This is a genomic window from Micavibrio sp. TMED2 (assembly GCA_002168225.1).
GTDB lineage: Bacteria > Pseudomonadota > Alphaproteobacteria > TMED2 > TMED2 > TMED2.
Window position 1 is genome coordinate 723,408 of the sequence record NHBH01000009.1, and the last position, 12,637, is coordinate 736,044.

The 12,637-nt window shown below is 58.8% G+C and carries 11 protein-coding genes; 5 read left to right on the forward strand and 6 right to left on the reverse strand.

Going from position 1 to position 12,637, the window contains the following annotated elements; genetic code table 11:
- Positions 1 to 34: 34 nt before the first annotated feature.
- From CBB62_14980 to CBB62_14990, 3 genes are all read left to right on the forward strand, one after another.
- The gene (locus CBB62_14980; GenBank protein OUT39661.1) at positions 35 to 400 is read left to right on the forward strand and encodes a two-component system response regulator; all 366 of its coding nucleotides are present in this window, start codon (positions 35 to 37) and stop codon (positions 398 to 400) included.
- A 194-nt stretch (positions 401 to 594) separates the two neighbouring features.
- The gene (locus CBB62_14985; protein ID OUT39845.1) at positions 595 to 1,686 is read left to right on the forward strand and encodes a chemotaxis response regulator protein-glutamate methylesterase; all 1,092 of its coding nucleotides are present in this window, start codon (positions 595 to 597) and stop codon (positions 1,684 to 1,686) included.
- A 7-nt stretch (positions 1,687 to 1,693) separates the two neighbouring features.
- Entirely contained in the window at positions 1,694 to 2,560 is an 867-nt protein-coding gene (locus tag CBB62_14990) for a chemotaxis protein CheR (GenBank protein OUT39662.1), read from the forward strand.
- 52 nt (positions 2,561 to 2,612) lie between these two features.
- Here the strand turns inward: CBB62_14990 and CBB62_14995 are convergent, their stop codons facing one another.
- Positions 2,613 to 3,332 (reverse strand): DNA-binding response regulator, encoded by a 720-nt coding sequence (locus tag CBB62_14995; protein ID OUT39663.1) that lies wholly within the window; start codon positions 3,330 to 3,332, stop codon positions 2,613 to 2,615.
- A 172-nt stretch (positions 3,333 to 3,504) separates the two neighbouring features.
- Here CBB62_14995 and fliI point away from each other — a divergent pair, with 172 nt between their 5' ends.
- Positions 3,505 to 4,926, forward strand: coding sequence for a flagellum-specific ATP synthase FliI (gene fliI / locus CBB62_15000; protein OUT39664.1), 1,422 nt, complete (start codon positions 3,505 to 3,507; stop codon positions 4,924 to 4,926).
- A 28-nt stretch (positions 4,927 to 4,954) separates the two neighbouring features.
- The gene (locus tag CBB62_15005; protein ID OUT39665.1) at positions 4,955 to 5,386 is read left to right on the forward strand and encodes a hypothetical protein; all 432 of its coding nucleotides are present in this window, start codon (positions 4,955 to 4,957) and stop codon (positions 5,384 to 5,386) included.
- A gap of 8 nt (positions 5,387 to 5,394) precedes the next feature.
- Here the strand turns inward: CBB62_15005 and CBB62_15010 are convergent, their stop codons facing one another.
- From CBB62_15010 to CBB62_15030, 5 genes are all read right to left on the reverse strand, one after another.
- Positions 5,395 to 5,814, reverse strand: a complete 420-nt coding sequence (locus tag CBB62_15010; protein OUT39666.1) for a hypothetical protein — start codon at positions 5,812 to 5,814, stop codon at positions 5,395 to 5,397.
- A 26-nt stretch (positions 5,815 to 5,840) separates the two neighbouring features.
- Positions 5,841 to 7,616, reverse strand: coding sequence for a hypothetical protein (locus tag CBB62_15015; protein OUT39667.1), 1,776 nt, complete (start codon positions 7,614 to 7,616; stop codon positions 5,841 to 5,843).
- A 76-nt stretch (positions 7,617 to 7,692) separates the two neighbouring features.
- The gene (locus tag CBB62_15020) at positions 7,693 to 8,943 is read right to left on the reverse strand and encodes a hypothetical protein (GenBank protein ID OUT39668.1); all 1,251 of its coding nucleotides are present in this window, start codon (positions 8,941 to 8,943) and stop codon (positions 7,693 to 7,695) included.
- Between the two features lie 124 nt (positions 8,944 to 9,067).
- The gene (locus CBB62_15025) at positions 9,068 to 11,188 is read right to left on the reverse strand and encodes a flagellar biosynthesis protein FlhA (protein ID OUT39669.1); all 2,121 of its coding nucleotides are present in this window, start codon (positions 11,186 to 11,188) and stop codon (positions 9,068 to 9,070) included.
- 4 nt (positions 11,189 to 11,192) lie between these two features.
- Positions 11,193 to 12,605: a sigma-54-dependent Fis family transcriptional regulator gene (locus CBB62_15030; GenBank protein OUT39670.1), complete on the reverse strand. Its 1,413-nt coding sequence runs from the start codon at positions 12,603 to 12,605 to the stop codon at positions 11,193 to 11,195.
- Positions 12,606 to 12,637: the final 32 nt, after the last annotated feature.

Consider the following 12,637-nt stretch of genomic DNA (forward strand, 5'->3'; position numbering starts at 1 on the left):
TAATGTTGATGCCGTTACCTATGTTGCATGCAAAATGAAAACCTGTCTGGTTGTCGACGATAGCCGCATCGTTCGTCGTGTCGCTCGCAAAATTCTGGAAGAACTGGGCTTCGGCTGTGTCGAAGCCGCCGATGGTGAGGAAGCGCTGGCTGCATGCCGCGAGGAAATGCCCGCTGTCATCCTGCTCGATTGGAACATGCCGGTCATGACCGGCATCGAGTTTTTGCGCCAGCTGTCCGATTTTGCCGGCAGCAAAATGCCGAAAGTTGTCTTCTGCACCACCGAAAGCGACATGGAAAATATCCATGAGGCGCTCGCGGCTGGTGCCAGCGAATATATGTTCAAGCCTTTTGACAGCGAAATCTTGCAGGGCAAGTTTCGCCAGATTGGCGTGATTTAACCGGGGTGGGGGAACGGGCAGCGTGTCAAAAACTGCCATGAACCATAGTTTTCTGCGTGAGTTAGCCAGGCTGAGCTGTTGCGACGGTGGCGGGAGCGTCAATGTCTGTGACTGAGCAGGAAAACAATAAGGCCGCAGCGGATAACGCGCAGCAAAAGGTGCCGGTGCCTCTGGCCGTGGAGCCTTGCCGCGTCATGCTCGTTGATGACAGCGCAGTCACCCGCGGACTGATCTCGCGCGTGCTTGAATCCGACACCGAGATAACGGTTTCGGCATCGGTCAATGATGGCCAGATGGCGATCAACTCACTCAAACGGACTCCGGTTGATGTGATTGTTCTCGATGTGGAAATGCCGGTGATGGACGGGATTACCGCCTTGCCGAAGCTGATGGAGATTGATCCGGCGGTGAAGATCATCGTTCTGTCGACCCTGACCGACCGCAATGCCACCACCACCATTCGGGCGCTTGAGATCGGTGCTGCCGAATGTATGCTGAAGCCATCGACCAGCCGTGAGCTGAGCAGCGCCAATGATTTCAAGCTCGAGCTGATCCGCAAGGTCAAGGGGCTGGGCAAGAGTGCCCGCGATCAGGGGGTTCGTCCTTCCGATCCAACCCGTCGCCCGTCCCGCCCGACGCTGCCGCATGAGCGCAAGGTTGCAGCCCCCAAACGCGAGATTGTCACCCGAGCCGCGACGGTACCGATGCCCGATGCCATTGCCATCGGCAGCTCGACCGGCGGCCCGCAGGCCCTGTTCGAGGTGTTGAAGCATTTCAGTTCAGGCATTCGTCAGCCGATCTTCATCACCCAGCACATGCCCGGCACATTTACCAATATTCTGGCCAACCATATCGCCAAGCAATGCGGCGTGAATTGCAGTGAGGCACAGGACGGCGAACCGGTAGCCGATGGCCGTATCTATGTGGCGCCTGGCGGTTATCACATGACGGTACAAAGCGTTGATGGCCAGCAGGTGATCAGCCTCAATCAGGAAGAGCCGGAAAACTTCTGTCGCCCGGCGGTTGATCCGATGCTGCGCAGTCTGGTCAAGATTTATGGTCGGCGTCTGCTGACCGTCATTCTGACCGGCATGGGGCAGGATGGTCTCAAAGGTGCGCAGGAAGTCGTCAATGCCGGCGGAACGGTTATTGCACAGGATGAGGAGACAAGTGTTGTCTGGGGGATGCCGGGGGCGGTTGCCAATGCCGGTATCTGTAACCAGATTTTGCCAATCAAGGAAATTGGGCCGCAGTTGCTGAACTACGCAACGCGGACCAGAGGATGAGATTGCCATGAGAGAAGGTGATTTCGACCTCTTTGCCAAGCTGGTGAAAACCAAGTCGGGTATCCACCTGACCCCGGACAAGGCGTATCTGCTGGAATCCCGACTGATGTCGGTTGCCCGCCAGCAGGGCATGAAGAATATTGATGATCTCGCCGATGCTGTCCGCCGTCAGCAGACACCGGCACTGATCAGTGACATCACCGAGGCGATGACGACCAATGAGTCCTCATTCTTCCGGGATCAGCGTCCATTTGAGCAATTCAGAAATTTCGTGCTGCCGCGACTGTTGCAATCGCGCCGGAGCAGCAGGCTTATCCGTATCTGGTCAGCTGCCTGTTCCAGCGGCCAGGAGCCATATTCCATGGCGATGGTGCTACATGAGGAGCAGGCCAAGCTCGCGGGCTGGAAGATTGAGATTCTGGCGACTGATATTTCACAGGAGATGGTCGATAAGGCGCGCCGCGGTGAGTATAACCAGTTCGAGGTACAGCGCGGGCTGCCAATTCAGATGCTGGTCAAGCATTTCACCCAGGAATCCGACAAGTGGATTGTGAAGGATGAATTGCGCAAGCACATCACCTTCAAGACCTTCAACCTGATGGAAGATGCGGGCACGCTCGGCATTTTCGACGTGATTTTCTGCCGTAACGTCCTGATTTATTTTGACGGGCCGACCAAGACACAGGTTCTGGAGCGTCTCAGCCGCCGGATGCCTGATGACGGGTTGTTATTCCTCGGCGGTGCCGAAACCATTATCGGAGTTACTGACCGGTTCAAGGCAATCCGGGAACAGCGTGGCGTATTTGAAGTGACTGCCAATGGGCCGCCGGGTTCCAACGTCCTCCTCAAACAACATGCTGTTGCTACGGTCTGATCCATAGCAACAGCATTATTATTTCCGTGATTTAAGTTGGTCAGGGGCCGGTTCAGGCGCTGCTGGCGACCGGCAGATCCTCGGCTGACATATCGGGCTGCGGATCACGCAGCACATAGCCACGACCCCAGACAGTCTCGATATAGTTCTCGCCATTGGTAGATTTCGCCAGCTTCTTGCGCAGCTTGCAGACGAACACGTCGATGATCTTCAACTCCGGCTCGTCGATACCGCCATAAAGGTGGTTGAGGAACATTTCCTTGGTCAGGGTCGTGCCCTTGCGCAAGGAGAGCAGCTCCAGAATCGAGTACTCTTTTCCGGTCAGATGTACCGGTTTGCCATTGGCGGAGACGGTCCGGTTGTCGAGATCGACATCAAGAACACCGGTGGTGATGATGTTCTGTGAGTGGCCCTTGCTGCGGCGGACAATCGCCTGAATCCGGGCGATCAGCTCACGTTTGTCGAATGGTTTGGTCAGGTAATCATCGGCACCAACACCAAAGCCGCGGATCTTGGCATCCGGCTCACTCAAGCCGGAAAGCAGCAGGATCGGGGTATCAACACGCGCGGAACGCAACCGTCTGAGGACTTCATAGCCATCGATGTCGGGCAGCATGATGTCGAGAATCATGATGTCGTAATCATAGATTTTGCCGATCTCCAGACCGTCTTCCCCAAGGTCGGTATGGTCAACGATAAAACCCTCGGACCGGAGCATCAGCGAAATGCTGTTGGATGTGCTCAGATCGTCCTCAATCAGCAAAACACGCATATTGGTAGCCCTCTCTCTTTGCTATCTGTTTCCCTCTGAGACACCATAGGATAAAATTATTAACAAAACTTAACACCGCATTCATTTCAGGTTGAATGTTTATGAAGGAAAAAGACAGTTTGTTTTCATAAGCAGGCAAACTGTTGGTTTTCCAAAGAGCGTACATGGCCCCATGGATCCACTGATCGAGACCTTTGACAGTTTGCTCAACGGCGCGGACGCCGTGCGGGAGTATGGCCGCGTCACCGCCATTCAGGGGATGCTGGTCGAGGTCGCGGGTATTCAACACGCCCTTGCCATTGGTGGCCGCTGCGATATCGAGGCCCGTGATGGCCGCGTGGTTCCGGCCGAGGTGGTGGGTTTTCGCGATCGCAAGGCATTGATGCTGGCCTATGGCGCGCTTGAAGGCATCGGCCTTGGCTGTGAGGTAGAGGTCAGCCGCGATGAGGCACGGATTTTTCCCTGCGATGCCTGGCTGGGACGAATTGTTAATGCGCTTGGCCAGCCGATTGACGGTGAGGGCGCCCTGCCGCAGGGCAGTGCCGGTATCCCGTTCAAGAATACTGCCCCGCCAGCACAAAGCCGCCGCCGGATCGGTGACAAGATCGATCTCGGGGTGCGGGGTATCAATACCTTCCTGACCTGCTGCCGTGGTCAGCGGATGGGTATCTTCTCCGGCTCCGGTGTCGGTAAATCTACCCTGTTGTCGATGATGGCGCGCTATACCTCTGCCGATGTCATTGTCATCGGTCTGGTCGGCGAGCGTGGCCGCGAGGTGCAGGAGTTCATCGAAGATGACCTCGGGCCGGAAGGCCTGAAACGGGCGGTTGTGGTTGTTGCCACATCGGATGAACCGGCGGTTATGCGTCGGCAGGCGGCCTATACCACCCTGTCGATCTGTGAATATTTCCGCGATCAGGGGCTGGATGTGCTCTGCCTGATGGACAGTGTCACCCGCTTTGCCATGGCGCAGCGCGAAATCGGCCTCTCCGCCGGGGAGCCACCAACCTCCAAGGGCTATCCACCGACCACCTTCTCGGAACTGGCGAAACTGCTGGAACGTGCCGGACCGGGTGTGGAGCAGGGCAGCATTACCGGTCTGTTCTCGGTTCTGGTTGAGGGCGATGACCATAACGAGCCGATTTCCGACGCGGTGCGCGGCATCATTGACGGCCATATTGTACTCGACCGCCAGATTGCCGAGCGGGGCCGTTATCCGGCGATCAATATTCTGCGCTCGGTTTCCCGGACCATGCCGGACTGCAATACCGCCGAACAGAACCAGTTGGTCAGCAATGCCAAGAAGCTGGTCTCGGCCTATGAGAACATGGCCGAGCTGATCCGGCTCGGTGCCTACCGCAAGGGCAGTGATCCGGAGATTGACCGGGCGATCGAGCTCTATCCGGGGATTGAGAACTTTATCTCGCAGAACAAGGGCGATCCGACCGATCTCGAAACCGGTTACAAGAAGCTCGCCAAGGTATTGGGCACCAGCTATCACCCGGATGCCTATGGCCCGGACGAGGTTGAGGGCGTGCATGAACTATCCATGCCGGATAACACTGAAACCGATGCCGAACCGACCCGGCATTGATCGCTGGTGGACAGGTAACGGATAGAGAATGGCTACAGATTACAAAGCCCTGATCCGTATCCGGCAATGGGACCTCGACGAGCAGCGCCGCCAGCTTGGTCAATTGAATGCCGCCTATACCCGGATTGAGCAGGAAATTGCCAAACTGCAGGCGGATTATGAGCGCGAACAGGCGGCTCTTGCGGAAACCGACTTTATCGCCGCGGGGACATTCGGGAATTATACCGAAGGCATGATCAAGCGCCGGAACAGCTTGCAACAGGCGCTGAAATCCCTCGATCAGCAGATTGCCGAGAAGACCGAGGAAGTGCGCGAGGCATTTCAGGAGGTCAAGAAGTTCGAACTGGCGCAGGAAGAACTGGAAGCGGCAGAGGATGCCCGGCTCCAGCGGCTTGAGAATATCGAGCTTGATGATATTGCCGTCGATGCCCATAGCAGGCGGCAGAAGGCTGGCGATTAGCAAAGATGCTAGAAGACGACCTGTCCGATACGTGACAGCAGATACTGATTATGCCAGCCCGGCTGCCGGTCCTCGACCGTGATCATCACGCCCTGCACATAATCCGACAGATTATCATCGCGTATCTGTACCTGCAGCCAGCGGGGGATCAATTCGTTGTTCAGGTCCTCGAGGATGGCGAGAGCAAGCTCTGACTCTGCTGCCCATTCAGTCGCTTCGACAAACCGCCAGTACTCCCGCATGGCGTTGTTGCGCAGTAAATCACGATCCGGCACATAGCGTAGAAGCAGGCTGAGTTGGCTGCTGCCATAATCCGGCGACAGCTTGATCTTCAGATCAATCAGGTAGTCATGACTGGTGACATTTGCCGGTCTGGTGCGGACCAGACTGCGCCTTGATTGGATCATTTGTGCATTTTCTTGTGTCATATCAACAGTATGCAACTCATTGGTTACTAGGCGGTAAACGGTGAAACCGGCTCGTCCTGTGCCTGTTTCCACTTAGCACGGGTAAGGGTGATCCAGCCTTCGCCATTATGGCGGAAGGTAACGCCACCCTGCATGCCGCGGGCATCGAGAATGTCACGGAACAGCGCCTGCAACTCCTGACGCATATCCAGCGGGAAGCTGGTTTTGGAGCGCAGAATGACATCGACCTGACCGGGCTGGGCAAGACCGTCGATTTGCAGCGGGCCGAGCTGGGACATATCCATATCAATCAGGAAGCGGGTTTCCTTGTTCCCGGACTTGTTCTCGTCACCTTCGCCACCGCTCTGCTGTTCTTCCTCATCATTGACCGGCTTGATGTAGAAATTGATCAGGCCGATCTCTCCCTGATTGGCCAGCGGCATGCTCATCGGACGCCAGTTGCCGGGCAGGGGATCATCGGTCAGTTTCGATATTCGACCGAAATCATCGGTCAGCCGGTCACGCAGATCCTTGTTGCCATAGCGCTCAAGGCTTCTGAGGGTATTCTCACCGATCCAGGCCCGGACATCGCCGAGGCGCAGGGCGGCCATGAAGAACACCATGCTGGTACCCAGATTAGCCGCACCGATCTGCGGAATCGCGCTCATCAGGGTCTGCGCCGTTGTCGGGTTGACCGCTTGCAGGAACTTCGCGGTTTCCTCCAGCGTGCCCCAGCGCCCACCGGTAATCAGCGGATCACTATCGGTCACCGTGGCCTGCGCCAGCTGGGTCGGTAGGCTTAGCTGGACACGGGTGCCGGGTGGGAAATCGCCTTTTGCCTGCAACAGCAGAAGTTGTTCACCGAATTTCAGCAGGGTCGGCCCTTCTGGGCTGCTCTGTACGACGCTGGCGGTAATGACAGCCCCTTGATTGCCGGTAGGGGCCGATGGCACCGGCTGGCCGGGGCGGCTGATCGCCAGAATGCGGATATCGCCGAGATTATTCGCCTGACCAAAGGGGGAAGTGGCGTTGCCGGTTGCTGCCGATGGCACCGATGGTGACGCGGTGGCGGCACTGGACTGTGCTGGTGTAGTTGTCGCAGAGGCAATCCGTGAACCGGCCTCACCGCCAGTAATGGCACGTGCGGTAGCGCTATCAGGATTGGCATTGCTGAGCAGGCTGGCCAGCAAGGTGCTGGAGAAATTCGCCGATACGGCAGGCGGTGCGGCGGCAGGTATGGCCGATGAGCCGGGTGTGGCTGCAGTGGCCGCAGCGGGTTGGCCGCTTGCCGTGGTTGTTGGTGTCGCCGTGGGCAGAAGCTGTGCAGTGGTCGTTTGTCCGACCTGCAGCAGTGGCAGGCTGACCGGCGTGCTCTGGACCACCGGGCCGGTTGCCGGTGTAGCAGGGGGCGGTATGGTGCCTGCTGCTGCTGTCTGACCGGGAGTACCGCTGACCGGTGGTGGTGTCGTCAACAGCACGCCGCCGCGTGGTGGATTGCCCGCTGGTATCTGTAACATGAAGCCGGAGCCGGGCCGTAGATTGAGCGTGGTTCGCAGCAGAATATCACCCGATGAGGTGGTAAGGCGGAACAGGCTGCCTTCACCCTCCGGCAGGGCCCCGGATGCGGTGGTGCCGGTGCCGCCTTCGGTTACCAGCTGTAATTGACCGGTCAGCAACAACTGGCGATTGAGAGATTGCAGATTGGGGGGCAACTGCTCAAGTGCGACGGTGCCAAGCGGGAATGGCTGTCCCGGCAGACCCAACAGATTGCCGCTGCGCGCGCCTGTGGCCGTCAGGGGGATAATCGGTAGAGCATCGGACATAGCGCAACCATCCTTTATCGTGTCGCACTGGCGATCGATAGCTGCTGCCGTGTCCAGGCTCGGGTCAGATCATTTTCTATGACCGTGAGACTCCGCCTTTCGCCGCTAGCAGTTCGGCCAGCGTTTCCGGCTGTGCTTCCTGCAGGCCGGCTGTGACGCTCGTTGACCGTCCCAGATAGGCGAAGTGTAACCTGCCAAGGTCGGCTGCGGCAAGCAAACTGCCAAACCGGGTCGTTGCATCAAGGCGGGTGGCAATCAGATGACGCGCACCCACAGCACGTAAAGTAGTGGCAATGGTCCCGGCTTCAACCGGGTCGGTACCGGCGGCAAGCACGATCATTGGTTCGGCCTTGGCGATGGCGACCATCTCGCCCAGCAGGTCAACCGCCTCCTGATCGAACGGATTGACCGCAGCGGTATCGATCAGCACCTGATGCCGCTCTTCCGGCAGGGATTGCAGCAATTCCTGCAGGCTGGCCGGTTCGTCGGCGGTCTTCAGGTCGATGCCCATGATCCGGGTAAAGGCGGCAAGCTGCTCGATGGCACCGGCACGAACCACGTCTGTGGTAATCACCACCGGTTGCAGGCCGCGCAGGACCGAACGGGCGGCCATCTTGGCCAGCGCCAGTGTCTTGCCGCTGCCATGGGGCCCGACCATGATCAGCGGGCGCTCGGTCCAGAGCTCGGCCGGTGTCTGGAATGAGAAGTGGCGACCGAGCCCATAACTGAGGGCATTCAGGATGCTGGGTTCCGCCTCGTGACGGGCACGGACCCGGGCCAGTTCCTCATCGATCTTGTCACCGATCACTCGGGCCAGACGGCGCGGTGTGCCATGATCGATCAGAAGGGAATAGCAGCTGTCGGCGAGGTGATGGATGAACTCCGGTTCCTCATGGGCGCGGACCCAGTCGGGCAGGGGACGTGGCCGCTGTGGTGCAGTATCATCCGCTTTTGCCTTCGCCTTGGCTTTCGGCTTCTGTTTGGCGGGGGCTGGTTCGGACGCTGGCTGCTGTGGTCGGGCCAGTGATTCCGGGGTCAGCAACATGCCGTCGAGGTCCGGTGGGTCCTCGTCATCCATATCCTCTGGCTCGGGCGCGGTGGCTTCATATTCTGCGGCATCACCGGTATCGCGGAGTGCTGCCGGGTGATCGTCGAGCGCTTCCTCATACCCGTCATCACCGCCATCATCGAGTGCGGCGGTCACGCGAAACGTACCGGTATCCGGGTTCTCACGGGTCGAGACGATGATTGCATCCTCACCGAGCGCCTGTTTGACCTGTTCCATGGCCTCGCCCATGGAGGCGGCGGTGAAGGATTTAATGCGCATTGAAACCGTGAGTGCAGAAGAGTGATGACATGAAAAGCTGTGTGCAGCCTATAGCCCGTTTAGCATGGCGTGGAAAGACCGGCAGAGCAACCTAACCAGACGGGACGGTTGGCTAGATACGGGATCAGATTTGCCCCAGCGTCTTGATCTTGGCCTTCGGATGTACCTCGTTCTGGGACATCACCATGGTCGATGGACGGAAACGTTCGATGATCGAGCGCACATAGGGGCGGATTTGCGGGCTGGTCAGCAGCACCGGCATTTCGCCCATCATGGCATGGCGCTCATAGGCTTCGCGAACCGCGTTGATGAATTCCTGCAGCTTGGTCGGAGCCATGGAGAGCTGGCGCTCGTCATCGCCGCCGATCAGGCTCTCCTGAAACGCCTGTTCCCATTCCGGTGACAAGGTGAGCAGTGGCAATACGCCCTGACTGTTGGTATTCGCCTCGGAAATCTGCCGGGCGATCCGGCTGCGCACATGCTCGGTGATCATGGTCAGGTTGCGGGTAAAGGCGCTCGCCTCGGCCACGCCCTCAAGGATGCCAGGCATATCCCGGATCGAGATACGCTCACCGATCAGGTTCTGCAGTACCCGCTGCAGGCCACCAATGGTGATCTGGCTTGGCACCACATCGGCCACCAGTTTCTGGTGCTCGCGTGGCATTTCGTCGAGCAGCTTCTGGGTCTCGGCATAGGACAGCAACTCGGCCATGTGATCCTTGACCACCTCGGTGAGGTGGGTGGTGATCACCGTCGATGGATCAACCACGGTATAGCCTTTGAACATCGCTTCCTCGCGATGCTGCTGGTCGATCCACATGGCAGGCAGGCCGAAGGTCGGCTCGGTTGTCTCCTGACCCGGCAGGGCGATCTTGTCACCCTTGGGGTCCATACAGAGCAGCATGTTCGGCAGGATTTCACCTTCGCCTGCCTCGATCTCCTTGATCCGGACCACGTAACCGGTGGCGGGCAGTTGCAGGTTGTCCTGAATTCTGACCGGCGGCAGGACAAAGCCCATTTCGCCGGCAAGCTGTCGGCGCAGGCCGCGTATCTGGTCGGTCAGGCGACTGCCCTCTGCCTGGTTCATCAGGGTCAGCAGGCCATAGCCCAGCTCAAGCCGGATGCTGTCAATCGCCAGTGTTGCCGAGATCGGTTCCTCGGCAATCGGTACGGCCTGTGCCGCTTCCTTGGCTTCCTGTTCGATCTCGATCTCGACTTCGGTTCGCCGTCGCTGGAGCATGAAGGCGGCTCCGCCGGTTACCCCGGCCAGTCCGAGGAAGGGGATCATCGGGATGCCCGGCAGCAGAGCCATGGAGACCATCAGGATCGAGCTTAGGCCGAGGGCGCTCGGATAGGCGCTGAGCTGACCGAAGACCGCTTTGTCGGCAGAACCACTGATACCGGCCTTGGAGACCAGCATACCGGCGGCAACAGAAACGATCAGCGACGGGATCTGGCTGACCAGACCATCACCGACGGTCAGCAGGGTATAGTTGTTAGCTGCTTCGCCGAAGGTCATTTCCTGCTGTGCTACACCAATGATGATACCGCCGATGACGTTGATGAACACGATCAGCAGGCCGGCAATGGCGTCACCACGCACGAACTTTGCGGCACCATCCATGGCACCGAAGAAGGTGCTCTCGTCCTCGAGGTCTTTCCGGCGGGTGCGCGCGGTGTCCTCATCAATCAGACCGGCAGAAAGATCGGCGTCGATTGCCATCTGCTTGCCGGGCATGGCATCAAGGGTAAAGCGGGCGGCCACCTCGGCGATACGTCCGGAACCTTTGGTGATAACGATGAAGTTCACCAGCACCAGAATGCCGAAGACAATAATGCCGATGACAAAATTACCCTGCATGACGAACTGGCCGAATGCCTGAATCACCTGACCGGCGGCATCGGTGCCGTCATGGCCACCGGCAAGGATCAGGCGGGTCGAGGCGAGGTTCAGCGCCAGCCGCAACATGGTGGCGATCAGCAGGATCGATGGGAATGAGCTGAATTCCAGTGGCCGTTCGATGAACAGCACGGTCATCAGGATCAGCACCGAGAAGGTGATCGACAGCGCCAGACTGGCATCAAGCAGCCAGGTCGGCATCGGCAGGATCAGCACCACCAGAATGGCGACCAGACCAAGGGCCAGCGCAATATCACCACGCAGATAGCTGCGCAGCGTTTTGTTCAGCGTACCGAGACTGGGAAGGCCGCCGGTGGTTGGTGCCTGATTGCTCTGATCGGTCATCGGCCTAACTCATCGCCGGATCAGCGTCACCGGGACCCGGGACGTCTGCGCCATCATCGGCATATTGCTTGAGCTTGTTGCGCAGGGTGCGGATGGAAATGCCGAGAATATTGGCGGCATGGGTCCGGTTGCCCAGCGTATGGCTCAGGGTTTCGAGGATCAGGTCGCGTTCGACCTCGGCCACCGTGCGACCAACAAGGCCGGAGGCAGTGATATTGGCGGCGGCGTCATCTGCATCCGCTGCACTTTCTCTCGGCGCATTCTGGGCTGCAACGCGGTCGGCGGCCTGTGCGACCGGGCTGGCGGTCGATTGCGGTTTGGCACCGGTCAGCATGACCGCATTGGTGTCGATCTCATCACCGGTGCATAACAAGACGGCCCGATGCATGGTGTTTTCCAGCTCCCGGACATTGCCGCGCCAGTGGTGGTTCTGAAGCTGCTTTGCCGCCTCGTCGGAAATCGGTTTGCGCGGCAGGCCATTGGCTTCGCTGTATTTGCCAACAAAGTGATTGGCGATAAGCATGATATCCTGTGGCCGCTCACGAAGGGATGGCAGCTCAAGGTTAAGGACATTGAGGCGGAAATACAGATCCTCGCGGAAGGTACCTTCCTGAATCTCCTTTTCCATATTGCGGTTGCTGGTGGCCACGATACGGATATCGACAGGGATTGGCTGCTTGCCGCCGAGGCGGTCAATCTCCCGCTCCTGAATGGCGCGCAGCAGCTTGGCCTGCAGGCGCAAATCCATTTCGCTGATCTCGTCAAGGAACAGCGTGCCGCCATCGGCTTCCTCGAACTTGCCGATCCGCCGGGCAACGGCCCCGGTAAAGGCGCCTTTCTCATGACCGAACAGTTCGGATTCCAGCAGGTTATCCGGGATCGCCGCACAGTTGAGCGAGACGAACGCCTTGTCCTTGCGCTTTGATTTGCGGTGGACGTAGCGGGCCATCAGCTCCTTACCGGTACCGCTTTCACCGGTAATCAGCACGCTGGCATCGGACGGGGCGACCTGATCGGCAACCTTTAACACTGCGGCCATGGCCGGATCGCGGGTAACGATCTCGTGGCTTTCCTCGACCACGGATTCCAGAATGGCTGCAATCAGCTCGGCATTCGGGGGCAGGGGGACATATTCCTTGGCCCCGGCCTGAATCGCGCGCACGGCAGCCTGTGCATCGGTGCCGACACCGCAGGCGACAACGGTGGTGCTGATGCGCTCCTGCTCCAGGCTCTTGATCAGGCGGGAGATTTCGAGGCCGACATCGATCATGACCAGATCGGCGCTCTGCTTGCCGCGCAGGGCCGCGAGCGCCTGATCCACCGTCTCGGTCTGCGAAACCTTGGCGCCGCGCTGCATGGCCAGATGCGCAGCTTCGCTGATGTGACCTTCCAGCTTGGCAACAATCAACAGACGCATTGGTAATTCGGCTCCAGTTAAGGTGTACGGGA